Source organism: Pseudarthrobacter sp. TAF60_1, assembly GCF_052113505.1.
Classification (GTDB): domain Bacteria; phylum Actinomycetota; class Actinomycetes; order Actinomycetales; family Micrococcaceae; genus Arthrobacter.
Window position 1 is genome coordinate 95,586 of record NZ_JBFRDI010000016.1, and the last position, 26,572, is coordinate 122,157.

Genomic DNA, 26,572 nt, shown 5'->3' on the forward strand with positions numbered 1-26,572 from the left:
CATTCCTATTCTGAGATGGGTGTGCTGCCGTCCGGGGGCGGATGCCCCAGGCGGTGGGTAACGGGGGAGGGGGTCTACTTGACGGCGCCGATCATGGCGCCCTTGGTGAAGTGCTTCTGCATGAATGGCAGGGCAATCATGAGTGGCAGGCTCGAGACGACGATCATGGCGTACTTGGTGAGCTCCGCTATCCGTTGCGCTGCCGCATAGGATGCGATGTCCCCGCCGGTGGTTCCGGTGGAGGAGACGTCTGACTGGATGAGAATGTTGCGCAGGACGAGCTGCAGCGGGTACTTGGAGTCGTCATTGAGGAATATCAGTGCGTCGAAGAAAGAGTTCCACTGGGCGACTACGTGGACCATGATCATGAGCATGATCAGTGGCTTGGACAGCGGCAGCACCATTTTGAAGAAGAACTTGAAGTCGGTTGCCCCGTCCATCTGGGCAGCTTCGCGGAGTTCGTTCGGGATGGTGTGTTCGAAGAAGGACCTGGCAATGATCAGGTTCCATACGCCCACCGCGCCGGGCAGGACCACGGCCCACACGGTGTCCAGCATGCCCAGATCGCGGACCACCAGGTACTTGGTGATGAGTCCGCCGTCGAAAAACATGGTGATCACGAACAGGAGCATGAGGATCTTCCGGCCGGGCATGTCCTTGCGGGACGGGGCATAGGCGCCGCACAGGATGGTGCTAACGCTGATGGCCGTACCCAGGACGGTGTAGATGACGGTGTTGCCCAGGCCGTTCCATATCCGGCTATCGGCGAAGATCCGCTCGTAGCCTTCAGTGGTGATGCCGGAGGGGAAGAGCCAGACCTTGCCTTCATAGACGGCGTTCGGATCGCTGATGGAGGCGATCACGATGAAGTACAGCGGGTACACCACGGCCAGGATGGACAGCAGCAGCACGGCGCTGGCGCCGATGTTGAAGGCGCGGTCGCCATATTTATCCCGCAGGGTCTGCTTGGGGCGGCCCTGGCTGATGGTCCGGACTGGGGTGTCGGTTGTGCGGGGGTTGGTTGTCAAAGACATTTCGGCATCACCACAGGGTCGCTTGGTTGGCCCGGCGCGCAATCGTGTTGAAGACGAGCAGCAGCGCAAGGTTGAGGAGGGAGTTGAACAGGCCGATGGCGGCCGAGTAGCTGAACTGCGCCTGCTGCAGTCCTGCGTGGTAGACGTAGGTCTGAATGATCTCGGACGTCGAGAGGTTCAGCGGCGTCTGCATCAGCAGGGCTTTTTCAAAACCGACGTTGAGCAGGTTGCCGATGGCAAGGATGAACAGGATGGTCACCACCGGCATGATGCCCGGCAGGTCGATATGCCGGATGCGCTGAAGCTTCGAAGCGCCGTCAACCTTGGCCGCGTCATGCAGTGCCGGTTCAATGGCTGCCAGCGCCGCCAGGTACACGATCATCGAGAACCCGGCGTTCTGCCAGACATCGGAGATCACGTAAATGGGGCGGAACCACTCCGCCGAGCCCATGAAGAAGATCGGCTCGCCCCCGCCCAGCTGGATGGCGTTGTTCACCAGGCCGGATCTGGGGGAGAGGACCACGAACATGATGCCCACCACCACGACTGTGGAAATGAACGCGGGCGAATACAGCACCGTCTGGGTGAACTTCTTGAACCTTTCACTCTGGAGCTGGTTGACGAGCAACGCCAGGATGATGGGGATGGGGAAGGCAATCAACAGCCCGAGCACGGCGATCCACAGGGTGTTACCGACCACCTGCCCGAACTGGTACGAGTTGACGAACCGGATGAAGTGCGTGAGGCCCACCCAGGGGCTGTCCGTGAATCCGTCCACCGGGTTGTAATTCTTGAAAGCGATCTGGACGCCGTACATCGGCCAGTACTTGAAGACCAGGATGTAGATCATCGCCGGAGTTAGTAATACGTATAACTGCCAGGCACGGGAAATTCTCTTCAGGCGGAGCGAAAGTGAATTTTTGCGCTGCGGCAACGGCGCGGCAGCAGGACGCCCGCGTTTGGCCGGGATGGTGCGGCTCATGGCATCTCCTTAGGGTGAGTCACTGAATTCCGTTCAATGAGGGGGCAGTCCATCAGCTCGACCCGGCCGTCGGGTTCCGCATCCTGGAGGATCAGGTCAACCGCGCGCCGGCCCATGGCGACGAACGGCAATTCAAAAGTGGTCAATCCCGGGCGAAGAAACGGCGCCAGGGTCGCCTGGTTATCGAACCCCACGATCGAGACGTCGTCGGGGATTGTGAGGCGCAGGTCCGAGGCGGCCTGGTAGGCACCCCATGCGCCGCGGTCATTGGCGCAGAAAATTGCGGTGGGCGGGTTGCTGGAGGTCAGAAGCTCCATCGTGTACTTGTAGCCGTCTTCCTCGCCGCCCGAGCCGAAGCGAACCAGCGACGGATCAACGTCCAGCCCCGCTTCCTCAAGCGCCGCGCAGTAGCCCTGGTAACGGCCGACGGCGGCAGGAAGGTCACTCTCGAGGGTTTCGATGTTGATCATCCCCACTTTGGTGTGGCCCGCCTCGAGTAACCGGCTGGTGGCCGCGTACCCGCCTTTGACTTCGTCCGGGGCGACGCTCGGGACCTTTCCGGCCCGGTCCTGCGAGTTCAGCACTACCGACCGGACGCCAGCCAGGGCGTCCGGAACTTTCAGCCGCCGGTGGTACATGGCGGCGTAAACCACGCCGGCAACCTTATACGAGAGCATGGCGTCCAAAGATGCGGCCTCTAGTTCCGGATCGCCACCGGTGTTTATTGAAAGCAGGAGGAGCCCGTCCTCCCAGGCGCGCTGCTGGGCGCCTTCGATGATGGCGCCCGCAAAAGGGGTGGTGGCCACGGAATCGCCGATGAACCCGATCATGCCGGCTACACCTTCGCGGAGAACTTTGGCGTGGGCGTTGGTGCGGTAACCCAGCTTGTTTACGGCGTCCCGAACCCTCTGCTGGGTCTCCTGCGAGAACCGGGACCCAGCGGCCGAGTTCAGCACCAAGGACACTGTTGCCTGCGAAACGCCTGCAGCGGCAGCGACATCATGCATCGTCGGACCTGTTTTTGGCCGTATTCCAGCCATGGGCACCTCCTCGGGCCGTTTACAAATGGGAAGGTTATTCGTATAACTGGGAAAACTGTAACTGCTATCACATTCGGCGTCAACAGGTGCTCGGCTTCGGAGCTGCCTGGGGGTGTCTGATAGACACTGCCACCGGCTACTGAGCCTGCGTAGCGTGGTGGTTGTGGACAGAAAAGAAGACATCCGTGAGTTCCTGGTCTCGCGCCGCGCGAAGATCAGTCCGGAGCAGGCCGGCATCCCCACCTACGGGGAACTGCGGCGTGTTCCGGGCCTGCGCCGGAAGGAAGTGGCGCAGCTCGCCGGTGTCAGCACGGACTACTACACGCGGCTGGAACGCGGCAGCATCCGCGGCGTTTCCGATTCTGTGCTTGAGGCCGTGGCCTCAGCTCTTCAGCTGGACGAAGCTGAGCGGGCACACCTGATGGATCTGGCGCGGACGGCAAATACGCCGTCGCGCCGTACACCCCGCCGGCCTTCCCAGCTGCGGGTCCGTCCCGGCGTGCAACGTCTGCTGGACGGGATGACCGGGGTGGCCGCCATGGTCCAAAACGGCCGCAGTGACGTGCTCGCTGCCAACCTGCTGGGCCGGGCACTGTATGACGAGGTATTTAACTCAGCCGTGTCGTTGGGTCCGGCCAATCCCGGCCGGCTCCCGAACCAGGCCCGCTACCTCTTCCTCGACCCCCGGGCAGCCGACCTCTACCCCGATTTGCCAGCGGTCGCGGCCACCACGGTCGCGATGCTCCGGCTGGAGTCCGGCCGGAACCCCCACAACCGGGCCCTGAACGAGCTGATCGGGGAGCTGACCACGGGCAGTGGCTTGTTCGCGGCGCTGTGGGCCGGGCATGACGTGCGCATCCACACCACCGGAACGAAGCGTTTCCACCACCCGGTGGCGGGGGACCTGTCCCTGCAGTTTGAAACGCTGGACCTCCGTTGCGACGAAGGACAAACGCTGTTCGCATTCACCGCCGAGCCAGGCTCCGCCTCCGAAAACGCGCTGGCCTTCCTCGCCAGCTGGGCAGCATCGCCGCCCGCAACCACCACCGCCGGCGATCCTGCCGGCGGATCCACCGGCCCCGTGCGCGCCCCCGCGCAGCAAGGCCGCAACCCAGGAAAGACAGAACCCTCACATGACTGAACAGAACACCATCCCTGAGAACGACAACATGACCGGCAAGAAGGTCTGGTTCATCACAGGCGCAGGCCGTGGCCTGGGGACCGGCATCGCGAAGGCCGCGCTCGCCGCCGGGCACGCCGTCGTCGCTACCGGCCGCAGGCCCGAAAAGCTCAGCCAGGCCATCGGCGAACATGAGGATCTGCTGGCAGTGAAGCTCGATGTCACCGATCCCGCCGCTGCGGCCGCTGCTATTCAGGCAGCCATGGACCGGTTCGGCCGGATCGACGTCCTGGTGAACAACGCCGGCAACTTCTACGCAGGGTTCTTCGAGGAAATCACCCCGGCGGACTTCCGGGCGCAGATCCAAACCACCATGTTCGGACCCATGAATGTCACCCGCGCGGCACTGCCGGTCCTGCGGGCACAGCGCTCGGGCCTGGTGGTCATCATCTCCTCAACCGCCGGCCTCGCAGGCGGCGAGTTCCTCACTGCCTACGCCGCGTCGAAGTTCGGCGTAGAGGGCTGGGCAGAGTCTCTCGCCCCCGAGGTGGCCCCGTTCGGCATCCGCAGCATGATCGTGGAACCAGGCTTTTTCCGCACGGAACTGCTCACCCCTGAGTCCGCCCGCTACGCCGAATCCACCATCGAGGACTACGCCGAGCGCACCGAACAGACGGTCAAGACCTGGATGAGTATGGACGGCCAGCAGGGCGGGGACCCGGCCAAGCTCGCCAACGCGCTCATCCAGTTGGCCGAACTGGACGAGCCGCCGCTGCGCTTCGCCGCCGGAGCAGACGCCGTCGCTACGTTCGAAACCCGGGCCAAAGCGCTCCAAGCTCAGGCGGATGCCCACCGCGAACTCTCCAGCAACCTCGCGCACGACGACGCCTGATAAACGGAAGCGGTCGACGGCGGGAGGTCCCGCCGTCGACCGCTCTCTGCTTTGCTCCCACCGGGGAGTAGGTGGTCCCTACAGGTATGCCTTGACGCTCGCGCGCAGGGCTTCGGTGTGCTCGTAGATCTCTTCCAGAGAGTTAATGGGAACCCGCGTCTCTTCCCTGTTGTCGTCAAAAATGCCGATGTACTTCTGGGTGCGGTTGAAGTGCAGGCGCGCGATTGGCTTGCGGTTGTTGTCGTCCAGGAGCACCGCGAAATACGATTTGGCATCCCTCTGCGCTACACGAGCTGGCTTCACTTCGCTGCAGACGATGGCCCGGACGATCTGATAGCCCTCGATCTCCTCCAGCGTCGTTTCCAAGCCGTCAGCTTCGGCCAGATCGGCTTCGGCCACGGGTGCGCTGGTGACGCTGGCCGCTATTGCTGCGTCGTCATTTTGTGGGAAGCCGGGAGCACCTAGCGCCTTCTTCAAACGCTCGTTTACCTGGTCGTTCAGGAACTGTTTGGAGGCTTTGGCCACTAGGGCAGTGAACTGTTCGCGTACCTTTTGCGTATAGGGTCCGGTATATACGCGACCCGTCAGGAACTTAACCCACTCATCCTCGGGCTCCTTGAATTGCGATGCAAGTGTCCGCTTGAGTTCGCCGATGTATTTCAATTCTCCCGCCGCGCTAATAATCGAGTCTAGGTCGAAGACGTCCTTGGACAGCTTCTGCAGCTCCGGAATGAGAGATTCGTCGATATCGTTCAAATCGAGGACGAGGAACGGTTTCGCATCCATACGGTTCGGTGCATCGAGATCCGTGAAGAACTGATAAACCTCACCGTTGGTGAGGATAGCGATACGGGCACTTGTAACAGCAAAGTACCGAAAAAGTTGAGAAGCGTGCTCGATCTTCACGGGCTCCGTGGACTTCTTGCACTCGATCAGGATCTGAACCTCGCCGTCTTTGACGATGGCGTAATCGATCTTCTCACCCTTCTTCAGCCCTACATCCGCAATGAACTCTGGGACAACTTCCATGGGGTTGAAGACGTCGTAACCGAGGATTGTGGAAATGAAGGGCATGACAAAGGCATTCTTTGTCGCTTCTTCCGTTTGAATCACACCTCGCTGCTGGCGCACCTTTGCTGCCAATGCCGCAAGCTTTTCTGCAAATTCCATATTTCCCCCTTGAAATTGTCGATGCTGCCTACCGTAGCGCAGCATCAAGAGATATGGGGCTCGTCTTCGATTGAGGTTTCGCTTAACCGCGCAGCAAGTACCTGGCTACACCCTGGGGGTTTGCCAGGGCGAGGAGGTGGCCGCCCGGCACTACGTCCGGCTCGATGCCGAGGCGTTCACGGGCCACTCGGCGCTGGAAGTCCAGGGGAAAGAACCGGTCCGCCTCGCCGGAAAGTACGCGGGTCGGGACTTTCGGCCACGCTGTGAAGTTGCAGACCGATTCAAAGACGGTGTTTGCTTCAGGGCGCTGATGCGGCTCCCCTTCAGCGGCGATTGCCGCGGGAACGTCGTGCAGGAAGTAGGTGTCCGTGTCGAAATCGGTGCTGTAGCCGCGGGCCTTCGCCGCGCTTTGCTGCGCCGCAGCCCACCCGGTGTTCTCCCACCACGCGCCCGGCGTCTCGCCCGGCTCGGGGACCATCGCATTCACCAGCACCAGCTCCCCGACGGAAGCCATTTCGCACACCAACGGCGCGGTGAAGCCACCCAGCGACTGGGCCACGAGCACCACGTCCGGGTGCTCGCCGATGGCGTCCACCACCAGGCTCGTGTACTCGCCGAGCCCGGCGCCTTCGTCGTCGCCGGGTAGATCAACCGCGACGGCTTGGTGGCCGGCGCCCTGCAGCAGGGGAACGACGCGGCTCCAGTACCAGGCTGCGCCGCCAGCGCCCGGGATCAGGACGAACGTACTCACTGCAGCACCAGCCACAGGCCGACGGCGGGACCGCGGTCCCGGACGAGCAGCCGGCTTGTGTGCCGGTTTTGTGTTGGTGCGGAGCTCATTGCACTATTCTCACCCCATCTGTGGGCTCCGCCACTCCTTTCTAGCCGTCACCCCTCAGCATTCGGCACCGGCCCGGGATCTTCAGCCCCGTCACCTACCGTTGGCTCACCGCCGGGACGCCGAAGATGGTGTCCAGCAGCCCGTTGCGGAATTTTCCCTGCGGGTCGTGTGCGGATGCCAGTGAACGGAAGTCCGCAAAGCGAGGGTAGAGGGACTCCCAGTCGTGGGCCCCGGGGGTGAAAAGCTTGCCCCAGTGCGGCCGGGCCCCGAAGGGCCGAAGCAGCTCTTCGAGCCTCGGAAGCAACGCTTCCACCTGCGCCTGCAACGGCTTCCAGGTAAAGTGCAGGGCAACGCTTTGCTGCCGGTAGAAGGGGCTGAGCCAGAATTCGTCAGCGGCGCCGGTCCGGATTTCGGAGACAAACAGCAGGGGCGCAAGTTTGTGACCCAGGCTCCGCACCGCCTCGATTGCAGCAGGTGCCTGCTCCAGGGGCAGGATGAATTCGCTCTGTAGTTCCTCGCCGTTGCTGGGGGTGAACTCGTGGCGGAAGTGAGGCAGCCGGTCCAGCCATGGCCCGGGCTCATCCATCTGGACGGTGCAGTTCTCCCCCGACATCCCCGGCAGCGGGTGCCGCGGGAGGGTGGCAGCCGTGGCGCCGAACAGTTCTCCGACGGGAGGCTCCGAGTCCAATGCCTTGAGCCAGACTTGGCTGATGGTATCGCCCAGATAGTCGGTGAAGAGACTCACGCTGTAGGCGCTGGATACAAGCGGGGCGAAATCCGTCAGCGCCCGCTTCCATGGCAGGTTTTCCCAAACGCGCTGACGCATGCTGAAGCTCGGCCGGACGGCAAGCTCGAGGCCGGTGACGATCCCCAGAGCGCCAAGGCCCACCACGCTGCCCAGGAACTCCTCTCCGTCCGTGCGGCCCAGCGACACCCGCTCGCCGGAGGGCCGGACCAGGTCAATGCCCTCCACTGCTCCGGCCAGCGAGGCGTTGTTGACACCAGATCCGTGGGTGCCCGTCTGAACTGCCCCTGCCACGGATATGTGCGGCAATGATGCCAGGTTGTGGATGGCCAGCCCGGACTTTTGCAACGCACGGCATAGGGCGCCGTAGCTCACTCCGCCAGTGACGCGGACCGTCTGCCGTTCCGAGGCCAGCGCGATGTGCTGCGGCAGGGCGTCCAGCAGGACGTGCACGCCGTCAGTGTCCCCTACGCGGTTGAAGGAGTGCCGCGAACCCAGGGCCTTGACGCGGCTGGAGCGGGCCACCACCTGGGCGAGCTCATCCACCGACTCCGGGCGCACGACGTCCGCTGATGCGTACTTGAAATTTCCTGCCCAGTTTTTCATGCGCTCGGCTTTCGGGTGAATTTTAGGGTCACCCGACCTACTGTGAACGCTAACAATTACTCTGTCAAGCCCTCCACCGCCTCTTGTTGAGGCAGCAGGTAACATCGTCAGCAGGCCATCCGCCGCGGCAGCCGCTGCCGACGATAGCTGGGAGGCTTTGAAAGGGGAGCGGTGCGCGCAACAGTCAAGGACGTCGCGCGTCGCGCCGGAGTGTCCCCGAAAACCGTCTCAAACGTCATGAACGGAATAGTGCCCGTCAGCGGCCCCACGCGGCTCAGGGTTGAGCAGGCCATGCAGGAACTGGACTACGTCCCGAACCTGTCCGCGCGTGGATTGCGCAATGGGAGGTCCGGTGTCATTGCCCTGGCGTTGCCGGACCTCGCCACCCCCTATTCGGCGGAAATCGCGCACAGCATTGTGGAAGTGGCGCACGAGCAAGGGTGGATCGTCCAGATCGAGGAGACCGGCTCTGATCCCCAGCGGGAGCACGAGCTTATGGTCCGGGCCCGCTCCAACCTTATTGACGGTTTGATCCTCAACCCTGTGGTGCTGGACGAAAGCGCCGTGCGGGTGGGTGTCACACTGCCTCCGGTAGTCCTGCTGGGGGAGGTCTCGCAAAAGCTTGCTGACCGGGTCTTCGTGGATAGTGTCGCTGCCGCCCGCGACATGACAATCGCCCTGGCACGACCCGGACGCCGACGGATCGCCGTCCTGGGAACCACTGAAGGCCGGGGATCGGCTGCTGCGATCCAGCGAACTCAGGGCTACGAGAAGGCCCTCGGGCTCCTTGGCATCGAACGGGACGAGTCACTCCTGATTCCCTGCGAAAAGTGGACGCCGCAGACTGCCGCCGAAGCGCTCACCGCCTACCTGGACGCCCACCCACTTCCCGAGGCACTGTTCTGTTTCACCGATTCCATGGCCATCGGTGCCCTGAGTGTGTTGTGGAAGAGGGGCCTGCGCATCCCGGAAGACATTGCGGTGGCCGGCTTTGATGACATCGCCGACGGCCGCTACGCGGTTCCGTCATTGACCACCGTCTCCTTCGACAAGCGTGCCATCGCCAGCCAAGCCCTGCGTCTGCTCACTGAGCGGATGGCCGACAGGAGCCACAAGCAGCGCGTGGTTTCCCTTGACTACACCATTGTGGAGCGGGACAGCAGCCGCGCCTGAAACGAGAGCATTCCACCACTTGTTTGCGCTAACAATTTTCTCTTGCCCCGCTTATTACATCGATGTAATGTGAGACCTGCGTCACCCAGCTGCTGAACAGTGGCCCAAGACGGGACGCACCGGAACCGGAGCTTTGAGCAACACGAGTAACAAGAATTGACCTTTCAGCGGACCCATCCAAAGGAGTGACGGGTGAAGCAGTTTGAATCCTTGACCGGGAAGCAGTTGTCCCGGAGACAGTTATTGGCGGGGTCGGCGATTTTTGGCGGCGGCCTCCTGGCCGCAGGCCTGACGGGCTGCGGCGGCGCGGCCCAGGCCGCTACGGTCCAGGACATCGGCTTTTGGCACCTCCTGTCCGGCGGTGACGGTGTCAAGATGCAGGCCATGATCGACGGTGCCAACCAGGCCAACCACGGCTTCAAGGTGCACCCCACGGTGCTCGCTTGGGGTCCGCCGTACTACACCAAGCTGGCCATGGCTTCGGCAGGCGGGCGTCCTCCCGAAGTCGCCATCATGCACGCCAGCCGGGTGCCCGGATATGCTCCCGGTGGACTCATTGAGCCCTGGGACCTGGATCTGCTCGCAGAAAACGGTGTAGCAAGCACCGACTTCGCGCCCCGAATCTGGGAGAAGAGTCAGCAGAACGGCAAGGTCTTCTCCATCGCGTTGGACTCTCACCCGTTCGTCATGTTCTACAACACGGACGTGGCCGGCAAGGCGGGGGTCCTGGGAACCGGCGGCAAGTTGCAGGAGGTGAGCTCGCCGCAGGAGTTCAAGGCCATGGCATTGGAAATGCAGAAAGTCACGAAAGCCCACGGGTTGTCCTTCGGCTACCTGGGCAGCGGTTCGCAGATGTGGCGTCTCTTTTACACGCTTTACAAGCAGCACGGCACGGACATGGAACTGACCCCGGGCCAGCCCATGAGGGTTGACCGGGACGCGGCCATTGAATCGCTGGAGTTTATGGCGTCCCTCTTTGATGACACCATCGCAGCCCAGGCCGGGGACATCAGTACCGGAATCGCGGAGTTTGCCCGAGGAGACTCCGGAATGCTGTTTAGCGGCGTATGGGAACTTCCCACCATGAAGAAAGCCGGTCTGCCCGTTGATGCGGCCACCATTCCAACCCTCTACGGAACGCCGGCGGCCTACGCGGACTCTCACTCGTTCGTCCTTCCACGCCAGCTCAACCTCAACGAGGAGAAGCGGCGCGACGTCTACAAGTTCGTCAGCGACGTCCTTAAAGGGTCCTTGTCCTGGGCCGAAGCCGGGCACATTCCCGCTTTTCAGCCGGTGGTGCGATCCCAGGCCTACCGTGAGCTCACGCCCCAGATTCACTACGCCAACGCGGCGGACATCATCGCCTACGACCCCGAGGCCTGGTTCAGCGGCTCCGGCTCCGACTGGCAGACCTACTTCGCGGAGACCGTCCAGAACGTGCTCCTGGGACGGGACAAGGCGTCCGCAGGCTGGGACGCTTTCGAGCTCCGCACCAACACTCTTCTATCCCGCCCCAACCCGGTCTAGCCGGCCCACGCACACCGAGCGATAAAGGAGTCCTTCATGAGTTCTTCACTAGCGTCCCGGCGCAGCACCGGTCAGCCGGACCTCGCCCCAGGGATCCCACCCCAACAAAAGCACCGCCCATCACAGCGCCGCACCCGGAGCAACCTGAGCGGCTGGGGGTTCGCCGCCCCCTTCCTGGTTTTCTTCTTCGCCTTCCTCGTCTGGCCCATCCTTTACGGCTTTTACATGAGCCTCACAGGCAAGTCCCTGACCGGCGCCAACGACAGCCTTATCGGCTTCGCGAACTACGCCGAAGCCCTTGCCGACGCCGACATGTGGCACTCGCTTGGCAACACGCTCTACTTCACGGTGATCAGCACAGTGCCGCTGGTCCTGGTTGCCTTGGTAATGGCGGCACTGCTGAACATCGGGCTACCTGCCCAGTGGCTGTGGCGGCTCTCCTACTTTGCGCCGTACCTGCTGGCTTCCACAGTGGTTTCCTTGTTTTTCACCTGGATGTACAACCCCCAGTTGGGGCTTATCAACGAATCCCTGTCAAAGATCGGCCTCCCCAAAGTTGCCTGGCTGAATGATCCGAATGTGGCCATGTGGGCGATCGTGATCGCCACGCTGTGGTGGACCGTGGGCTTCAACTTCCTGCTCTACCTGGCAGCCATGCAGAACATTCCAGCCCAGAACTATGAGGCTGCATCCCTGGATGGTGCCGGAGCGTGGAGGCAGTTCTTCTCCATCACGCTGCCGCAGCTGACCCCCACCACCGTCATGATCGTCCTGCTGCAGATCCTCGCCTCCCTCAAGATCTTCGATCAGGTGTACCAGATGACCGCCGGAGGTCCGGGAGGATCCACCAGGCCAGTGGTGCAGTACATCTTCGAGACCGGCTTCACCGGTTACCGGCTGGGCTACTCCGCAACCATTTCCTACATCTTCTTCGGACTGATTGTGCTGGTCTCCGTCATGCAGTTCGTCATCACCCGTCGCAGGAGTGCATAGCCATGGCAACCCCCACCCTCACCCGCCGCACGTCCGGAACCGCGGCCGCCAACGCCGCCCTGACCATCCGTCAGCCACGCAAGAAGCCGACCGTCGGCAGGATCGCCGCAATCGTCGTCGCGGCCTTGATCGCGGTCCTCTGGCTGATCCCCTTCGCGTGGGCCACCGTCACCGCGTTCAAGTCCGAGACGGATGCCGCCGCTCCGAGCGTCAGCTGGGTGCCGCCGTCGGGCTTTACCTTTGACGCGTTCGCCAAGGTGTTCCAGGACGGCAACATCCCGCTCTGGACCTGGAACTCGCTGCACACTTCGGCGGCTATTACGGCCATCACGCTGGTCATCTCGGCGTTGGTTGCATACGCCCTGTCCCGCATCGACTTCAAAGGCAAGAAGGTGCTGATGACGGTGATCATTGCCTCCATCATCATCCCGCCGCCCGTGCTGATCATCCCGCTCTTCTACCAAATGCTTGCGCTGAACCTGATCGATACCTCGTGGGCCATCATCCTGCCGCAGGTCATCCACCCCGCCATGGTGTTCGTCCTGAAGAAGTTCTTCGACCAGATCCCCCGTGAGCTCGAGGAAGCCGCCGTGATGGACGGCGCCAGCCGCCTGCGGATCTTCACCCAGATCATCCTGCCGTTGTCCCGGCCCATCCTGGCCGCCGTCGCGATCTTTGTGTTCATCGGTGCGTGGAACAACTTCCTATGGCCTTTCATCGCCACCAACGACGGCAATCTGCTGACCCTCCCGGTGGGCCTCCAGACCATCAAGAGCGCCTACGGCATCCAGTACGCGCAGAACATGGCGTCCGCGCTGCTCGCTGCTCTGCCGCTCATCCTCGTCTTCCTGTTCTTCCAGCGCCAGATCATCAAGGGCGTTGCGACGACGGGACTCGCCGGCACCTGACCCGGCACTTCCGCTGACCAACAGTTTCAGAACACAACCAAGGAGATACATGTCCCGCGCACGCATCACCCTCGACCGCGACTTCACCATCGGCGAGGTACCCCGCCGGCTCTTCGGCTCCTTCGTGGAACACATGGGCCGCTGTGTCTACACCGGCATCTACGAACCCGGCCACCCTGAGGCCGACGAAAACGGCTTCCGCCAGGACGTCATGAAGCTCGTCAAGGAACTGGGTGCCACCGTCATCCGGTACCCCGGCGGCAACTTCGTCTCCGGCTATAACTGGGAAGACGGCATCGGCCCGAAGGAAGGCAGGCCCAGGCGCCTGGACGGCGCCTGGCACACCGTGGAAACCAACGCGTTCGGCCTGCACGAATTTGTGGACTGGTCCCGCCAGGCCGGTACGGAAATCATGGAAGCCATCAACCTGGGCACCAGGGGAGTGGACGCGGCACGCGAGATCGTGGAATACGCCAACCATCCCGGCGGCACCTACTGGTCCGACCTCCGCGCCAAGAACGGCCATAAGGATTCGTTCAACATCAAGCTTTGGTGCCTCGGCAACGAGATGGACGGGCCATGGCAGATCGGCCACAAGACCGCGGAGGAGTACGGCCGCCTCGCGCAGGAAGCCGCCAAGGCGATGCGCTTTGTCGACCCGGACATCGAACTGGTGGCCTGCGGAAGTTCCAGCTCCAGCATGCCGACGTTCGGCGACTGGGAGCAGACCGTCCTCACCCATGCCTACGAGGAGGTGGACTACGTTTCCCTTCACGCGTACTACCAGGAGCACGAAGGTGACGTGGGCAGCTTCCTGGCTTCCGCCGTCGATACTGACTACTTCATCGAGTCGGTGATAGCCACCGCGGACGCTGTGCGGGCCAAGGGCAAACACAAGAAGCACGTCAACCTATCCTTCGACGAGTGGAACGTTTGGTACCAGCGGGGCCTGGACACCGAGGACCAGCCACACAATGTGGCCAATGTCGGCTGGCGCGAGCACCCCCGCGTCATCGAGGACAAGTACAACGTGACCGATGCCGTGGTGGTTGGAACGCTCCTCAACTCGCTGCTCCGGCACGGCGACCGTGTCAAGATTGCCAACCAGGCACAGCTGGTCAACGTGATCGCCCCGATCTTTTCGGAGGAGAACGGGCCAGCCTGGAAACAGACCATCTTCCACCCGTTCGCGCGGATGGCGGAGCTGGCCAAGGGACAGATTCTGCGGCTGTCCGTGGATTCGGACAAGTACGAGAACGCACGCTTCGGCGGCACCGACCTAGTGGACGTCAGCGCCACGTGGAACGAGGAAACCGGCCGGGTGGCTCTGTTCTTCGCGAACCGCGGACTGGAAGAAGCTGCCGACGTGGAGGCTGCGCTGCGCGGTTTCGATGCCCGCCAGGTGCTCCGTGCCGAGGTCCTCCAGATTCCCGAGGACGGCGACCGCTTCACCATCAACACCCAGGACCTGCCTAGCCGCGTTGGTCTGACGGCGCTGCAAGGCGTCAAGGCGAGCGGATCAGAGCTGCGCCTGACACTGCCCGCCCTGTCCTGGGCTGTGGTTGAGCTGGACGTCGTCAAGAATTGACTGAATCCCGCGCCAACTAGGGGCGGACGACTGCGGGAGGTCCCGTCGTCGTCCGCCGAGCGGCACGTGGCCGTTCAGGATGCCGACTGCATGTTGGAGGTTTCTAATTCGCGCTGGGAAGGTTGTACGAGCGAACTCACTCAGACGTCGAGAGGAACAGACCAGTTGTTCATCACTTCAGCCATGCAAAATGGCATTATCGGCGGCCGGCATGCATGAGCGTTTCGAGATGGTCGTGCCTCTCCGCTGGTCCGATCAGGACGTCAACGGGCACATCAACAACGCCCGCATCGTGACCTTGATGGAGGAGGCGCGCGTGCGGTGGCTGAACATTGACGCAGCCGCTGACGGGCTGGACTCGTTCCGGTGCCCCAAGGTGGTGGCCTCCCTGAACGTTGAGTACAAAATGCCCGTCAGCTACGAGGATGAGCTCACGCTGGTGCTCGACATTTCCAGGGTGGGCAACGGATCCTTCACCGTCCGCCATACCGGGATCCAGCAGGGTGCCGCCGCCTTCACTGGCACCACGGTGGTGGTCCCGCTGGACGTTGGGTCCAACCGCCCGCGGAAACTCACCGCCGCTGAGACCGCCTACCTCGCGCGGTACGCCGAGAAGGCGCCGGTGGCGGGGTAGCCGCGCCCCTATTGAACTAGCCAAGTGATCGGACGACGGCGGAGGCACCGCCGTCGTCCGCTCACCTTTTGCCCTTAAAGGGGAGTCCGACGCGTCAGCTACTGAGGTTCCAGTGCGCGCGGATGGCCTCGACAATTGGACCGGCCGCGACGTCAACTCGAAAAGCCACGGGCGCGGTCCCTGTCTCTTCGATAACCGCGTCGCGGTATACGCGGCCGCATGCGGGGCACAGCGTGTAGAGGTCCTCGTCGGCAGGCCATGCCGCCAGTTCGGCGGGAACCGGAGTGTTCTCTCCGATGTGGACGGGGACGCCTTCTGAGTTGGCCTGAATCAAACCGTCCTTGCTGACGGTGTTCCCGCACAAGCAGGTGATGGTGGTGACATCATGACCTGTCACTTCGGCGGTTTCCGCGTCCATGATGACCTCCCCGGCCTGGAAGAGACGTGCTGCTATCAGCTTAGGCCTGGTGGACCTATCATGGACCTTCCGACGGGCTTAAACTGGCCTCCCACGGGACACTTGAACTGCCCGCACAGCTGAGCCGGTCCGAGGAAGAACTCCGTGTACTAACGGAAGGCCGACCCGTGGAAACAGACGATAACAAAGCGCTCGTGCGGCGCTTCTACGCAGCGATTGACGCCGGGGACGTCGATGCCATGGATGACGTGGTCGCCGAGGACTACCTTGACCACAATCCGCCATTTCCTGGGCTGCCGGCAGGACGGGAAGGCCTGAAACAGGCCTTCCGCATCTTCTGGACGGCGACGCCGGGCACCCACCAGATCGATGACCAGGTCGCCGAAGGGGACAAAGTGGTCACCAGACTGACCGCCACCGGCAGGCATGAAGGTGAACTCCCCGGGCCCATGGCTCCGACAGGCGCCGAGTTGCGGGAGACGGCCGTCGCAATCCACCGGATCCAGAACGGAAGGATCGCTGAGCACTGGTCAGCCAGGGACGACCTCGGACTGATGCAGCAACTCGGCGTGATCCAAATGCCAGGAGGCTAGCTGACGGGGCTCACGTCCAGCGCGTACTTGTATAGATGTATACAAGTATGATGGACGCGGAGGTCACCACATGGCAGATTCACCGTCCCGGAACACCGGGGCACACGTTGTCTACGCGGAGCTGAAGCGGCAGATCCTGAGCCTTGAGCTGAAGCCCGGGGCGCGCATCTATGAACCGGCAATGGCTGAGGCGCTGCGGGTGAGCCGCACGCCGCTGCGGGAGGCCATCCGGGGGCTCATTTCGGAGAGCCTGCTGGAACAGCAACCTACCGGGGGCGTGCTGGTGCCGGTCCTGGATGAGGCAGTAATTTCCGAGCTGTACGAGGTGCGGGCGGCGCTGGAATCGCTGATGGCACGCCAGGCGTGCGTGAAGGCGACGGCCGCCGACATTGAAGCGCTCAACGGCATTCTTGAGCGGAACGCCGCCATGGTGAAGTTTGCCGATGAAGCCATGAAACAGGGCATGGCGCTGCACGCAAAGATCGCCGGGATCGCGGGGAATTCGTGGGCCCGGCGGTTTCATGACCAGGTCTCCAGCCAGATGGAGCGCTACCGCCACTTCACCAACAGCACGCAGCAACGGCGGGACCAGGCCTTGGCACAGCACAGGATCCTGGTGGACGCGGTGGCCGCCGGTAACCCGGAAAAAGCCGCCAAGCTCGCCTTCGATCACGTCATCGGAGCCCGGGATGCGGCGCTGCGTGCCATCACGGGCAACAGCCTCCACACCGCATGATTGGTGAACTCGGCCGCCGCTCTGCCACAGCCCTCCTCACGCACTCCGCCCTGATCCAGGCCGTCACCTTCCTGGTCCGTCCCGCCGCCACGTACCGGGCGCTTGAGCTGGATGTGCCCGCTTTCGCGCTGGGTCTGCTCGCCGCCAGCTACGCCGTCTTTCCCCTCCTGCTCGCGGTCCCCACGGGCGGACTGGTGGACCGCCTGGGCGAGCGCCGGCTGATGGCTATCGGATCCGCCGTCGTTCTTGCCTGCTCGATCTTCCTGCTGCTGTGGGGATCATCCATCATCACCCTGGTCATCGGAACCGCTCTCCTCGGCGCCGGGCAGCTTGCCTGCGTCGTGGGGCAACAGGCCGTCGTGGCCAACAACGCCGCCTCAACCAGGATGGACTCCGCCTTCGGCTACCTGACCTTCGCCGCCTCGCTGGGGCAGGCCCTGGGGCCGTTGGCGATTTCCCTTGTGGGAGGCGCCACCGTCCGCCCCGACACTCAGGCGATCTTCTTCCTCTCCGCCTGCATGAGCCTGGTGCTTTTCGCGACCACTTTCGGCATCTCGGCCAAAGTCAGCGGCGGCAACAGGAATGCGGTTGTAGGTGACGGTGATGGCGGCCAAGGCAGCGTTCTTTCGCTGCTGAAGACACCCGGCGTCGCCCGGGCTGTGGCCACCAGCGCCACCGTCCTGGCCGTGGTGGACCTGACCATGGTCTACCTCCCCGCACTTGGCGCCGAGCGCGGGCTCACTGCGGCAACGGTGGGCCTGATGCTCACCACCCGCGCCGTGTTCTCCATGGTTTCCCGGCTCGTGTTGGGGCAGATGTCCCGGAAGCTGGGGCGCATGCGCCTGATGGTGTTCAGCCTTGCGCTGTCCACAGTCGCCCTTTCCGCGGCCGCAGTTTCGATGCCGGCGTGGCTGCTGTTTGTGGTCATGGCTGTGCTGGGTTTGGGGCTCGGTATCGGACAACCCCTCACCATGTCCTGGCTTTCCGCGCAGGCTCCGGCGGGGCAGCGCGGCCGGGCGCTGGCCTTGCGGCTGGCAGGCAACAGGGTAGGCCAGGTGGTGCTGCCCAGCGCCATCGGCGTGGTGGCGGCAGGGCTTGGCGCAGGAGGGGTTTTCCTGGCGTCAGCAGTGGTGGTGGGCGGGACGCTCCTGCTGCTCCGCGGCGTGCGCCTGGACGGCTAGGCTCTCACCCCAGCAGGTCGTCCTGGTAGCACCAGCGCCAGTCCTCGTCCGGCTCGATGCTCCGCATGACCGGGTGCCCGGTCACTTCAAAGTGCTTGGAAGCGTGGGTGCCGGGCGAGGAATCACAGCACCCCACTTTGCCGCACCGCAGGCACATCCTCAGATGCACCGACGTCGTACCCTCCCTGAGGCAGTCCGCGCAGAACGCGTCCGCGGGCACCTCCGGGGACCGGGCCGACTCGAGGTGGCCGCAGACCCCGCCGGGCCTCGCGATCCCTTCCCCGCCTCCCTCGCCGGAGGTGTCCACCTCGTCGAGCGAGACGTCCAACATGGACTCCTCGACGTCCAGCCGGTCGAGGACGGCACTGAGGACCTCCTGCGCATATTCGCCCCCGCGCCGCAGCTCCAGCACCTTGGCCCGTTCGGCTTCCAGCATGGCAAGCCGCAACCGGGCGTAGCGCTCGCTGGGTGTCGCCGTTTCCGCGGCCGGCCGGCCCAGCCGTTCCCAGGCGGCCAACCCGCGCTCCTGGGTGCGCCGTTTCAGCATGGCCACAACCTCCGGCGGATCGTCGTCCGTGCGCAGTTCCTGCAGGCGGGCCACGCCGGCGGCGGTGGCCTGCTGCATCAGCGAAGCCTGGTTCAGCGCGTCCTCGCGCTGGTCCGGGCCCGGGATCCGCAGGAGGCGGACCAGGGCTGGAAGCGTGAAGCCCTGCAGCGTCAGCGTGCCGCCCACCACCACCAAGGCAGCGAGAATCAGCACGGAACGGTGCTCCAGATCCGCGGGCAGGACCAGCACCGCGGCCAGGGTGACCACGCCCCGCATCCCTGCCCAGGAGACAATCGCCGGGAACTGCCACTGCGGCGCAGGATCGTTCCGCCGCACCGCCGGAATCAGCCGGGGCAGGTAGGTCGCCGGGAACACCCACACGGGACGGAGCACCAGCACCGCCAGCAGGATTAACGCGCAGCCGGCCCAGATCCGGCCGGCGCCGAGGGAATCGTCCTGCACGCCCTCGATGATGGACCGCACCTGCAGCCCGATCAGGAGAAAGACGGAGTTTTCCAGCAGGAACTGCACCGTGTTCCAATTGCTGCGCTGGCTGAGCCGGGCGGCCCCGTTGGGCATGGACGGCGCCTTCGTGCCCATCACCAGTCCGGTCACGACGACGGCGAGGACACCGGACGCGTGGATCGCCTCCGCGGGCAGGTACGCCACGAGCGGCGCTATCAGCGACGTTGAGGTATTGATGGCAACGTTCCGGATCCGCTTGCGGAGCTCGGTCAGGACATAGGCGGCGGCCATGCCCACCACCAGCCCGCCCCCGACGGCGAGCACGAAGTCCCCGGCGATCCCGGCAACGGATACCGTGCCTGAGATGGCGGCGATTGCGGCGCGGAGGCAGATAAGGGCCGTGGCGTCGTTGACCAGGGATTCGCCCTCAAGAATGGTGACGATCCGCCGCGGCATCCGCACCTTCCGGGCAATGGCCGTCGCCGCCACTGCATCCGGCGGTGCCACCACGGCGCCGAGGGCGATCGCGGCCGCCAGCGGGATCTCCGGGAACAGCCACCACACCACCAAACCCACCGTGATGGTCCCGAAAATGACATAGCCCACCGAGAGCAGCCCGATGGCGCGGCGGTTGGAGCCGAAATCGAAGAGGGAGGTCCGCAGCGCAGCGGCGTACAGCAGCGGCGGCAACAGGCCCACCAGGACCAATTCCGGGTTCAGCTCAACGTTCGGAACGAAGGGGAGGAAGGAACCGGCGACGCCGGCCAGCACCAGCAGTAGCGGAACCGAAATGTTGAGTTTCCGGCCCAGGGCGCTGCCCGCGCAGACCACCGCGACGAGAACCAGAAGTCCCAGTGCGATCTCCATTGGGCCATTGTCTCAGGCCCGCGGCGTTCGAACCCGTTACGACGGCGGGAGGTCCCGCCGTCGTCCGCTAATCACGGTTCTGGTAGTACCGCACTTCGAACATCCTGGCACCGTGCTCGGACACCCAGGGGCCGTGTTCCATGCCCGGAGGCCGCACTGCCCAATCGCCCGAGCTGAACGTTTGGTTCAGCCGCAGATCGGTCACGGAACCCTCGATGATGAAGATTTCTTCCCAGAAGTCATGGGTGAGCACACCGACCGGGGAAGTGTCCGTTCCGGGGTCAAACTTCAGGATGCGCGTGACGGCGCCGTTCGCGTCATCGCGTGCCAGGACCGCTTCCCAGAGTCCATCGATTGGCGGGCTGCAGGGCCTGAACTCAACGGATGAAGTGGCGGTAAATTCGACCTCTGGTTTTGCCATGGCTACCTTCCTTCGGATGCCATACTGACTCCATGCCTGTGGGGGGAATGACGGTGCGTGGAGCGGTACTGCGGTATTGCACCGCCCACCATCGTAGGGCTCAAGTACCTGGTCTATGAGTTCTCCGTGCGCGCCTTCACCGGAACCACCGGGAATCTCGCCACCAGGGTTTGCTTCTACGCAGGCTATGCCGTCGCGCTGGCGATCGACATGATGTCCGTCTTTGCGGCGTCGAAACCTATTGGTGCCGCGCCACACTGCCCGGATCTCAGGGCACCTGCAGCACGCCAATCGCCGCCAGCAAATACGGCACCGGGTCAGGATCCGTTCCCGCGGCCCACTGCATCCAAGCCTCAAAGGTCGCCCCAAGGTACGCGGCACACAAATACCCGGCAACGTCCTCGCCCACCCCGGCCGAAACCAGATATGCACGGGCCCGCTCGCGCTGCGGCGCCAGGGATTCGTAGCTTCGGCTGGCCAGTTCGGGGTGCTCTGCGATCAGCCGCAGCCGCCCGCGCGTCACGGCCAAATCCGGAATCGCAGCAGCCCCCGCAACCGCCGCCTCGCGCAGCCCTGCCGGCACGCCGCCGTCGGACGTTCCGGCAGTGCGGGCGGAATCCAAAACCCGGCCGGAGGCCTCGACCACCGGCTCCATGCCGCCCCAGATGAGCTCGGCTTTGCTGGAGAAGTACCGGTAGAGGCTCTTGCGGCCGATTCCCGCCTCGCGCGCAATGTCCGCCATGGAGGTCGGCTCATAGCCGCGCTCGGCGAACAGCCGCAGCGCGACGGCGGCCACGGCGTCGGGGTCGATCGTCACCGGACGCCCCGCGGGCCGCGGAGTGTCCGTCCCATCCGCCTCCGACGGCATCCCATTCTTCACCCTTACATAATGACACAGTGTGTCATAAGGTGGATTACATCACGATAAGCAGCGTCTGGAAGGACATCATGGGCACCGAAGCTTCATGGCAGGAAGTCACCACCAGCGGCAGGTTTGCCGGCAAGACGGTCATCGTCACGGGGGCCGGCTCGGGCATCGGCCAAGCCACCGCCCTGCGGGTCGCCAAGGAAGGCGGCCGCGTCATCGCCGCCGACATCAGCAAGGAACGCCTGGACACCCTCGTGGAAGAAAACGCCGGGCTGGACCTGGTCCCCGTGGCGGGCGACATCTCCACCGAAGAGACAGTGGCCGCCGTCGTCGCCGCCGCCGGCGGTCGCGTGGATGCCCTGGCGAACATCGCCGGCATCATGGACAAGTTCGCGCCCATCCACGACGTGGACGATGAGACCTGGGACCGGGTTTTCCGGATCAACGTCACGGCCCTCATGCGCCTCACCCGCGCCGTGGTGCCCCTGATGCTTGACGCCGGCACCGGCTCCGTGGTCAACGTCGCCTCCGAGGCGGGCCTCCGGGGTTCCGCCGCCGGCGCCGCCTACACCGCGTCGAAGCATGCCGTGGTGGGCCTGACCAAGAACTCGGCCGTGATGTACGGGCCCAAGGGCCTGCGCTTCAACGCCGTGGCTCCGGGCGCCACGATCACCAACATTGTTGCCGACTGGGGATCCCAGCTGGCCGCCGAACGCCTTGGCCCGCTGATGCAGGCCAACATCCCCACGCCCGCCACGGCCGCGCAGCTCGCCGCGTCCATCACCTTCCTGCTCAGCGACGACGGCACCAACGTCAACGGCGCCATCCTCGCGTCCGACGGCGGCTGGTCGGCGCTGTAGGGGAGCAGCACCAACGGAAGAGGACGACGGCGGGACGTCCCGCCGTCGCCCGTTCAAGTCCCCATTGTGGTCGCCCACCAACAGGGCCACCATGATCGTATGAACGCTGAAACACCTCAAACGGTGGAACTTAACCTTCCCCAGGCTTTTCTCCTTCTGGCAACGAACGACACCACCGGCAAACCCGAGGTGCCGGTGTTCGCACTCAGAACCACGGTGGCTGGGGCCATCCTTGCCGAACTGGACCTGCTAGGCGCGATCGAGCTGCGTGGGAAGCGCGTCATAGCGACCGGCACCCCGGCAACAGCCCTCCAGCGCGAGCTGGAAGTCATCCGGGGCAAGTCCCGGCCGCACAGTCCAAAGAGGTGGGTCTCCATCTTGGAGGGACGCGCCGAAGTGCAGCGCGTCTACGAGGACATGGTGTCCTTGGGCATTGTGGAGCATGTGGGTGAAAAGCACCTGGGCCGGTTCCGGGCCGTGCGGTACCCCGAGAAGAACCATGGCCCGGAGGCAGCGCTCCTGGAAAAGATCAAGGCGGCACTCAGCGGTCCACCGTCCCATCTTGAGGTGCCCGATACCACGGCTCCGATCGATGCCGCCGTTGCGGGGGCACCTCAAGCCGATGCCCCCGTTGCAAAGCCCGGTTCCAAGGCGCCCGATGCCAGGACCATCGTGCTGATCGCCCTGCTTCAGGTGGCCGGACTGCTTGGAAAGCTTTTCCCCACAGCTGATCTCACCCGGGCGGATGAGCTGGCGAAGGACTACTGGCCGTCCCGCGCCGTGGAGGATGAACTTCGGATGATCCGGCTGGCGGAGCAGGAAGCCGCGACGTTGTGATGTTTTGCAGAGGCAGCCTCCCGGCTCAGTAACCCGCCCTGCAAATAAACACTAACGGACGACGGCGGGAAGTTCCGGCCGCCGTCGCATTCACCTCGGCGCTGTGCTCAGCGACTTTTTCCAGTTGGACTTCGCATGCGGCGGGATTTGCCTTTCTGCGCAGCAGAAAAATTGCAGACGCATTTCCCATTAGGCGTATGTGCCCGGATTGACTAATTCCGTGATGGCGGCCACCTAACGCCGACGGAAATCACGGTAGGGATCCCGGCAAAGCCAGGGTAGGCGCTACAGGGAGCCATTCATACCCTCCTGCGGGCTTCTTCGGGGAACTGGCATAAAAAATATAAGTGTGTATGGTATCGGGTAGACACACAGGATAGAAAGGTGGAATTCCATTGTCGGGGAAATCGCCCAAGAGCGGTAGCGTCAAAAAAGCTGGAAAGTCAATTCTCGAAAAGCGAGCCGAAAAAAGAGCTAAAAGCGAAACTAGCGACATTCAGTTCATAAAGCCGCGCAAAAACCAGCGCTGATATACCGCGGGCAGCCGACTGCGACACTCCTAGACCCGGTTGGCTGCCCGCCACCCACTTCTCGCCGCCACTTGAGGCCGCAACTGAGATCGTCGTTTCAGTCACAAGGACCAGACCATGAACACCACCTATAACGCCCTGATCGTCCCTGCCCACCTCACGCAACCGGTGCGCATCGAAACCGTGGACACGGACATGGAAGCACTGCAGAAGCTGGTGGCAGGGAATATCGAGTCCATCACCAGCAGGGACTGGCACGTCTATCTGAACGATGAGGGAAGCCGCCTGCCCCAGAACATGCGGGCGGAAGTGCTCGCCCGCGAAGCAGGCATTTCCCTGGACGACACCCTCAACGGGACGGCGGTGTTCCTCGGTCACGGGCCGCGCGGGCACGAATCAGACGCCCCGGGCCACCTGATCCGTCTTGCCGAGGAGCTCTTCGACGCGCCCCTGGCTGCGTAGCTTCCGACCCCGCGGCGCCGGAAGCGTCAGAACGAACAGACTGGCCGCGATCATCGCGGCGCCAAGCCAGCCCAGCGCAGGTAGGCGTTCGCCCACCACCGCCACAGCGAGGACGGCCGCTACTACTGTCTCCGCCAGGGACAGGGTGGTGGCCGTGCTGGCGCGGACCCGGGCCAGGCCCCACCCGAACAAAACATAACCGGCGAACATGGGTACCGCGGCCATGTAGGCGGCCACCGCCTCGTTCTGCCAGGATGCGACGATCGGCGCCCCGGTGGCCGCCAGTACCGGCATGAGCAGCAGTCCGCCGGTCCCGAAGATAGCCCCCATGACCGCTCGTGATGGCACGCCTGTTTTAATAACGCGGTGCGCCGCCCATGAATAGAGGGCGTATGTCAGTCCGGCCAGAAGCCCCAGCGAGATGCCCGCCGGAGTGGACCATCCCGGCGCCGCAGCCACGGCGGAATCAGCCTTGCCGTCGTCCGCGACGCACAGGAGCGCCGCACCAACCACACCGAGAACCGCACCGCCAACCCAGCGGCGCGTGAACGGCCGCTTGTCCACCACGCGTTCAATGACGGCAGACGCCAACGGAGCCGAGCCGATGGACACCACCGTCCCCACGGCCACGCCGGCCAGATGCATCGAAGAGTAAAAGGCCAGCGGGTAGAGAGCGACGGCCAGTGCGCCCAGTGCAATCGTGCGCCACTGGCTCTGCAGGCTTGAACCGAAAGCCTTCATGGGTCGTGCCGCAATCGCCGCCTGAAGCAGGCCGCCGAAACCCATGGCCGCCGCCCCGATCGCCAGCGGGCTCACATCCGGCGCGAAAGTGGCCGCCGTCCCCGTGGTTCCCCACAGGACAGACGCGGCCAGCACAAACAGCGCACCCCACGTCATCCCGTGGAAACGAGCCGTCCTCACAGGCTGTCCAACAGGCCGGCCGCAATTCCACGGGCTTCCAGGACGCAGCGGTCGTCACCTTCCAGGCCGGCGCGGACCATGGAACCCTCAAGGAGGAAGGCCAGATGCCGGGCGAGGGGAGCGGTCTGCCCGGACGGGCCAGGCAGTTCAGCCAGATGCCCGGCCAGCAACGCCTCCACCTCTTCTTTGTGCCGGCGGACCACTGTGCGGCCGGGGTCATCGGCGGGCAGTTCCGCGGCCGCGTTCAGCAGGCCGCAGCCACGGAAGCCATGCTCGTATGCCAGATCGGCGTGGTCGGCGTAGGCATCAAAGACGGCAAGCACGCGGTCCTTCGGAGTGGCCGCCTTTTCCAGCCTCGCCCGGTAGAGCCCGAGCCATTCCTCATGCCGCGCGTACAGGTAGGCGGTGACCAGGTCCGCCTTCGACGCGAAGTTGTTGTACAGGCTCTTCTTGGCCACACCGGCCTCGGCCGTGATGGCGTCGATGCCTGTGCCGGTCAGGCCATGGGCGTAGAACCGCCTGGCCGCCGCTTCCAGCAGCGCCTCCCTGGCGGGCCGCCGGGAAGGGCGGGTTGCCGTTGCTACTTGTTTTGCCATCATGGCCGGTCCCCGATCCCTGGTTGGGTAGGTAGATCAGTCTACCTACTTTGCAGGAGAAATGCACGACGGCGACCTCCCGCCGTCGTCCTTCAGCGTGAGACGCGCTTCCCGGCGCTGGCATACGGTGGGACGATTTCCTTATGAATGAAGATAACGTTGACGGCATCCAGGACCATGGCCCGCACCAGCACGCGCATGTGGCGCCTACGACGCAGCAGATGCGGACTGTGGGTCAACGCCGCCGCGACGCGGAGGAAAAGCTGGAGCACCATCTCCAGGAAGCCCGCCACAAGGACGATCCGCATCCTGACGAGGTTTCCGAACCTGGGCCGGAAGGCAGCCAGGACGTTGCCGCTATCCAGGACGATGACAAGTTGACCGCCGCAGACCGCGTGGACCTGATCGCCAACCAGGTGGTCGCCGAGGATCAAGCGTCCCCGGACGAGAAATAAACGAGCCGGGGCCGCCCTTCCAGTGGAAGGACGGCCCCGGCGTGCGCCAGCTGGGCTTACGTGTTTTGGACGTTGTCCTTGGCGTCGGTGGCGCGGTCTTTGACGTCGGCTGCGGCTACCTGGCCTTCGGCTTTGACGTTTTGGGCTGCGTCGGTGGCGGTTGCCTTGACGTTTTCCATGGCTTCTCGGGCTGGTTCCTTGAGGCCTTGGGCCATGTCTTTGGCGGCTTCGGTCAGCTCGGTGGTCATGGGTTCGGCCGCGGTTTTGAGGGCGTCGGCTGCTTCGCGTTCCTTTTCGCTGGCGGGGATCAGCGAGGACAGGAGCAGTCCGGCGCCGAACGCGATCAGGCCTGCTGCCATGGGGTTGCCCTGGGTTTTGGCTTTGACCTGGTGCGGGGCGTCGCCGATGGCCTGGCCTGCGTCGCTGAATTTTGCCGAGACGGTGTCGGTGGCGTTGTGCAGGGTGTCCCCGGCACTGGTTCCCTGGCCCGCGCGCTGGCCGGTGTAGGCGTTGGTGTAGGCGGGTGTGGTGTCGTTGGTTCCCATGACTTTTTCCTTCACTC

The 26,572-nt window shown here is 64.0% G+C and carries 28 protein-coding genes; 15 read left to right on the plus strand and 13 right to left on the minus strand.

What is annotated here, in order from left to right; translation table 11 throughout:
- Window positions 1-74 precede the first annotated feature (74 nt).
- Genes AB4Y73_RS17030 through AB4Y73_RS17040 form a run of 3 tightly spaced genes read right to left on the minus strand, consistent with a single transcriptional unit; the run spans window position 75 to window position 3,023 of the window.
- Window positions 75-1,034: a carbohydrate ABC transporter permease gene (locus AB4Y73_RS17030; RefSeq protein WP_441873199.1), complete on the minus strand. Its 960-nt coding sequence runs from the start codon at window positions 1,032-1,034 to the stop codon at window positions 75-77.
- A gap of 7 nt (window positions 1,035-1,041) precedes the next feature.
- Complete coding sequence (locus tag AB4Y73_RS17035) at window positions 1,042-2,016, minus strand: ABC transporter permease (RefSeq protein WP_441873201.1); 975 nt, start codon at window positions 2,014-2,016, stop codon at window positions 1,042-1,044.
- Window positions 2,013-3,023, minus strand: coding sequence for a LacI family DNA-binding transcriptional regulator (locus AB4Y73_RS17040; RefSeq protein ID WP_441873203.1), 1,011 nt, complete (start codon window positions 3,021-3,023; stop codon window positions 2,013-2,015). Before AB4Y73_RS17040 ends, AB4Y73_RS17035 begins: the two co-directional genes overlap by 4 nt.
- Window positions 3,024-3,219: 196 nt before the next feature.
- On the opposite strand from AB4Y73_RS17040, the gene AB4Y73_RS17045 reads away from it, so the two are divergent.
- Window positions 3,220-4,197 carry a helix-turn-helix transcriptional regulator gene (locus AB4Y73_RS17045; protein WP_441873205.1) on the plus strand — a complete coding sequence of 326 codons (978 nt, stop codon included), beginning with the start codon at window positions 3,220-3,222 and terminating at the stop codon, window positions 4,195-4,197.
- Window positions 4,190-5,068: an SDR family oxidoreductase gene (locus AB4Y73_RS17050; RefSeq protein WP_441873207.1), complete on the plus strand. Its 879-nt coding sequence runs from the start codon at window positions 4,190-4,192 to the stop codon at window positions 5,066-5,068. Before AB4Y73_RS17045 ends, AB4Y73_RS17050 begins: the two co-directional genes overlap by 8 nt.
- 78 nt (window positions 5,069-5,146) lie before the next feature.
- On the opposite strand, the gene AB4Y73_RS17055 is transcribed toward AB4Y73_RS17050, so the two are convergent.
- From AB4Y73_RS17055 to AB4Y73_RS17065, 3 genes are all read right to left on the minus strand, one after another.
- Complete coding sequence (locus tag AB4Y73_RS17055) at window positions 5,147-6,238, minus strand: type I restriction endonuclease (RefSeq protein ID WP_441873209.1); 1,092 nt, start codon at window positions 6,236-6,238, stop codon at window positions 5,147-5,149.
- An 82-nt stretch (window positions 6,239-6,320) separates the two neighbouring features.
- Window positions 6,321-6,989, minus strand: a complete 669-nt coding sequence (locus tag AB4Y73_RS17060) for an alpha/beta fold hydrolase (RefSeq protein WP_441873211.1) — start codon at window positions 6,987-6,989, stop codon at window positions 6,321-6,323.
- A 184-nt stretch (window positions 6,990-7,173) separates the two neighbouring features.
- Window positions 7,174-8,430, minus strand: coding sequence for a D-arabinono-1,4-lactone oxidase (locus AB4Y73_RS17065; RefSeq protein WP_441873213.1), 1,257 nt, complete (start codon window positions 8,428-8,430; stop codon window positions 7,174-7,176).
- A gap of 171 nt (window positions 8,431-8,601) precedes the next feature.
- Between AB4Y73_RS17065 and AB4Y73_RS17070 the strand changes: the two genes are divergently transcribed.
- From AB4Y73_RS17070 to AB4Y73_RS17095, 6 genes are all read left to right on the plus strand, one after another.
- Window positions 8,602-9,603, plus strand: coding sequence for a LacI family DNA-binding transcriptional regulator (locus AB4Y73_RS17070; RefSeq protein WP_441873215.1), 1,002 nt, complete (start codon window positions 8,602-8,604; stop codon window positions 9,601-9,603).
- 192 nt (window positions 9,604-9,795) lie between these two features.
- The gene (locus tag AB4Y73_RS17075) at window positions 9,796-11,130 is read left to right on the plus strand and encodes an extracellular solute-binding protein (protein WP_441873217.1); all 1,335 of its coding nucleotides are present in this window, start codon (window positions 9,796-9,798) and stop codon (window positions 11,128-11,130) included.
- 36 nt (window positions 11,131-11,166) lie between these two features.
- Window positions 11,167-12,123, plus strand: a complete 957-nt coding sequence (locus tag AB4Y73_RS17080; RefSeq protein WP_441873220.1) for a carbohydrate ABC transporter permease — start codon at window positions 11,167-11,169, stop codon at window positions 12,121-12,123.
- 2 nt (window positions 12,124-12,125) lie between these two features.
- Window positions 12,126-13,031: a carbohydrate ABC transporter permease gene (locus tag AB4Y73_RS17085; RefSeq protein WP_441873222.1), complete on the plus strand. Its 906-nt coding sequence runs from the start codon at window positions 12,126-12,128 to the stop codon at window positions 13,029-13,031.
- Window positions 13,032-13,080: 49 nt separating this feature from the next.
- A complete protein-coding gene (arfA, locus tag AB4Y73_RS17090; protein ID WP_441873224.1) occupies window positions 13,081-14,619 on the plus strand; it encodes an arabinosylfuranosidase ArfA in 1,539 nt (512 codons plus the stop codon).
- 190 nt (window positions 14,620-14,809) lie between these two features.
- Window positions 14,810-15,253 carry an acyl-CoA thioesterase gene (locus tag AB4Y73_RS17095; protein ID WP_441873226.1) on the plus strand — a complete coding sequence of 148 codons (444 nt, stop codon included), beginning with the start codon at window positions 14,810-14,812 and terminating at the stop codon, window positions 15,251-15,253.
- 94 nt (window positions 15,254-15,347) lie between these two features.
- Here AB4Y73_RS17095 and AB4Y73_RS17100 read toward each other — a convergent pair whose 3' ends face one another.
- Window positions 15,348-15,671: a hypothetical protein gene (locus tag AB4Y73_RS17100; RefSeq protein ID WP_441873228.1), complete on the minus strand. Its 324-nt coding sequence runs from the start codon at window positions 15,669-15,671 to the stop codon at window positions 15,348-15,350.
- Window positions 15,672-15,838: 167 nt separating this feature from the next.
- Here AB4Y73_RS17100 and AB4Y73_RS17105 point away from each other — a divergent pair, with 167 nt between their 5' ends.
- The 3 genes from AB4Y73_RS17105 (at window position 15,839) to AB4Y73_RS17115 (ending at window position 18,181) form a co-directional block, all read left to right on the plus strand.
- Window positions 15,839-16,264, plus strand: a complete 426-nt coding sequence (locus AB4Y73_RS17105; protein ID WP_441873230.1) for an ester cyclase — start codon at window positions 15,839-15,841, stop codon at window positions 16,262-16,264.
- 70 nt (window positions 16,265-16,334) lie between these two features.
- Complete coding sequence (locus AB4Y73_RS17110) at window positions 16,335-17,000, plus strand: GntR family transcriptional regulator (protein ID WP_441873232.1); 666 nt, start codon at window positions 16,335-16,337, stop codon at window positions 16,998-17,000.
- Window positions 16,997-18,181, plus strand: coding sequence for an MFS transporter (locus AB4Y73_RS17115; RefSeq protein ID WP_441873234.1), 1,185 nt, complete (start codon window positions 16,997-16,999; stop codon window positions 18,179-18,181). The genes AB4Y73_RS17110 and AB4Y73_RS17115 overlap by 4 nt, the downstream gene beginning before the upstream one ends.
- A gap of 4 nt (window positions 18,182-18,185) precedes the next feature.
- Here the strand turns inward: AB4Y73_RS17115 and AB4Y73_RS17120 are convergent, their stop codons facing one another.
- The 3 genes from AB4Y73_RS17120 to AB4Y73_RS17130 form a co-directional block, all read right to left on the minus strand.
- Window positions 18,186-20,060, minus strand: a complete 1,875-nt coding sequence (locus tag AB4Y73_RS17120; protein ID WP_441873236.1) for a Na+/H+ antiporter — start codon at window positions 20,058-20,060, stop codon at window positions 18,186-18,188.
- Between the two features lie 67 nt (window positions 20,061-20,127).
- A complete protein-coding gene (locus tag AB4Y73_RS17125; protein ID WP_441873238.1) occupies window positions 20,128-20,481 on the minus strand; it encodes a cupin domain-containing protein in 354 nt (117 codons plus the stop codon).
- 268 nt (window positions 20,482-20,749) lie between these two features.
- On the minus strand, window positions 20,750-21,298 hold the full coding sequence (locus AB4Y73_RS17130) for a TetR/AcrR family transcriptional regulator (protein WP_441873240.1): 549 nt from the start codon (window positions 21,296-21,298) through the stop codon (window positions 20,750-20,752).
- A 131-nt stretch (window positions 21,299-21,429) separates the two neighbouring features.
- Between AB4Y73_RS17130 and AB4Y73_RS17135 the strand changes: the two genes are divergently transcribed.
- The 3 genes from AB4Y73_RS17135 to AB4Y73_RS17145 all read left to right on the plus strand — a co-directional run bounded on the left by AB4Y73_RS17135 (window position 21,430) and on the right by AB4Y73_RS17145 (window position 24,038).
- Complete coding sequence (locus AB4Y73_RS17135; protein WP_441873256.1) at window positions 21,430-22,209, plus strand: SDR family NAD(P)-dependent oxidoreductase; 780 nt, start codon at window positions 21,430-21,432, stop codon at window positions 22,207-22,209.
- Between the two features lie 99 nt (window positions 22,210-22,308).
- Entirely contained in the window at window positions 22,309-23,046 is a 738-nt protein-coding gene (locus AB4Y73_RS17140; protein WP_441873242.1) for a GOLPH3/VPS74 family protein, read from the plus strand.
- A 647-nt stretch (window positions 23,047-23,693) separates the two neighbouring features.
- Entirely contained in the window at window positions 23,694-24,038 is a 345-nt protein-coding gene (locus tag AB4Y73_RS17145; RefSeq protein ID WP_441873244.1) for a DUF3846 domain-containing protein, read from the plus strand.
- On the opposite strand, the gene AB4Y73_RS17150 is transcribed toward AB4Y73_RS17145, so the two are convergent.
- Both AB4Y73_RS17150 and AB4Y73_RS17155 read right to left on the minus strand, forming a co-directional pair.
- Entirely contained in the window at window positions 23,973-24,935 is a 963-nt protein-coding gene (locus AB4Y73_RS17150) for a DMT family transporter (RefSeq protein ID WP_441873258.1), read from the minus strand. The two genes, AB4Y73_RS17145 and AB4Y73_RS17150, sit on opposite strands and share 66 nt — an antisense overlap.
- A 20-nt stretch (window positions 24,936-24,955) precedes the next feature.
- Window positions 24,956-25,558 (minus strand): TetR/AcrR family transcriptional regulator, encoded by a 603-nt coding sequence (locus AB4Y73_RS17155; RefSeq protein WP_441873246.1) that lies wholly within the window; start codon window positions 25,556-25,558, stop codon window positions 24,956-24,958.
- Window positions 25,559-25,698: 140 nt separating this feature from the next.
- On the opposite strand from AB4Y73_RS17155, the gene AB4Y73_RS17160 reads away from it, so the two are divergent.
- Window positions 25,699-26,010: a hypothetical protein gene (locus tag AB4Y73_RS17160; protein WP_441873248.1), complete on the plus strand. Its 312-nt coding sequence runs from the start codon at window positions 25,699-25,701 to the stop codon at window positions 26,008-26,010.
- 56 nt (window positions 26,011-26,066) lie between these two features.
- On the opposite strand, the gene AB4Y73_RS17165 is transcribed toward AB4Y73_RS17160, so the two are convergent.
- Window positions 26,067-26,572: DUF3618 domain-containing protein (locus tag AB4Y73_RS17165; protein ID WP_441873250.1), on the minus strand; the 506-nt coding region annotated here is incomplete at its 5' end.

What these genes read in the sequence shown, in the direction of transcription:
- AB4Y73_RS17100 (WP_441873228.1), bottom strand. Translation starts at nt 15,671, where the DNA reads ATGGACGCGGAAACCGCCGAAGTGACAGGTCATGATGTCACCACCATC.
- AB4Y73_RS17145 (WP_441873244.1), top strand. Translation starts at nt 23,694, where the DNA reads ATGAACACCACCTATAACGCCCTGATCGTCCCTGCCCACCTCACGCAA.
- AB4Y73_RS17080 (WP_441873220.1), top strand. Translation starts at nt 11,167, where the DNA reads ATGAGTTCTTCACTAGCGTCCCGGCGCAGCACCGGTCAGCCGGACCTC.
- AB4Y73_RS17140 (WP_441873242.1), top strand. Translation starts at nt 22,309, where the DNA reads ATGAACGCTGAAACACCTCAAACGGTGGAACTTAACCTTCCCCAGGCT.
- AB4Y73_RS17085 (WP_441873222.1), top strand. Translation starts at nt 12,126, where the DNA reads ATGGCAACCCCCACCCTCACCCGCCGCACGTCCGGAACCGCGGCCGCC.
- AB4Y73_RS17135 (WP_441873256.1), top strand. Translation starts at nt 21,430, where the DNA reads ATGGGCACCGAAGCTTCATGGCAGGAAGTCACCACCAGCGGCAGGTTT.
- AB4Y73_RS17030 (WP_441873199.1), bottom strand. Translation starts at nt 1,034, where the DNA reads ATGTCTTTGACAACCAACCCCCGCACAACCGACACCCCAGTCCGGACC.
- AB4Y73_RS17095 (WP_441873226.1), top strand. Translation starts at nt 14,810, where the DNA reads ATGGCATTATCGGCGGCCGGCATGCATGAGCGTTTCGAGATGGTCGTG.
- AB4Y73_RS17120 (WP_441873236.1), bottom strand. Translation starts at nt 20,060, where the DNA reads ATGGAGATCGCACTGGGACTTCTGGTTCTCGTCGCGGTGGTCTGCGCG.
- AB4Y73_RS17115 (WP_441873234.1), top strand. Translation starts at nt 16,997, where the DNA reads ATGATTGGTGAACTCGGCCGCCGCTCTGCCACAGCCCTCCTCACGCAC.
- AB4Y73_RS17155 (WP_441873246.1), bottom strand. Translation starts at nt 25,558, where the DNA reads ATGATGGCAAAACAAGTAGCAACGGCAACCCGCCCTTCCCGGCGGCCC.
- AB4Y73_RS17160 (WP_441873248.1), top strand. Translation starts at nt 25,699, where the DNA reads ATGAATGAAGATAACGTTGACGGCATCCAGGACCATGGCCCGCACCAG.
- AB4Y73_RS17040 (WP_441873203.1), bottom strand. Translation starts at nt 3,023, where the DNA reads ATGCATGATGTCGCTGCCGCTGCAGGCGTTTCGCAGGCAACAGTGTCC.
- AB4Y73_RS17110 (WP_441873232.1), top strand. Translation starts at nt 16,335, where the DNA reads ATGGCAGATTCACCGTCCCGGAACACCGGGGCACACGTTGTCTACGCG.
- AB4Y73_RS17035 (WP_441873201.1), bottom strand. Translation starts at nt 2,016, where the DNA reads ATGAGCCGCACCATCCCGGCCAAACGCGGGCGTCCTGCTGCCGCGCCG.
- AB4Y73_RS17150 (WP_441873258.1), bottom strand. Translation starts at nt 24,935, where the DNA reads ATGACGTGGGGTGCGCTGTTTGTGCTGGCCGCGTCTGTCCTGTGGGGA.
- AB4Y73_RS17050 (WP_441873207.1), top strand. Translation starts at nt 4,190, where the DNA reads ATGACTGAACAGAACACCATCCCTGAGAACGACAACATGACCGGCAAG.
- arfA (WP_441873224.1), top strand. Translation starts at nt 13,081, where the DNA reads ATGTCCCGCGCACGCATCACCCTCGACCGCGACTTCACCATCGGCGAG.
- AB4Y73_RS17065 (WP_441873213.1), bottom strand. Translation starts at nt 8,430, where the DNA reads ATGAAAAACTGGGCAGGAAATTTCAAGTACGCATCAGCGGACGTCGTG.
- AB4Y73_RS17125 (WP_441873238.1), bottom strand. Translation starts at nt 20,481, where the DNA reads ATGGCAAAACCAGAGGTCGAATTTACCGCCACTTCATCCGTTGAGTTC.
- AB4Y73_RS17055 (WP_441873209.1), bottom strand. Translation starts at nt 6,238, where the DNA reads ATGGAATTTGCAGAAAAGCTTGCGGCATTGGCAGCAAAGGTGCGCCAG.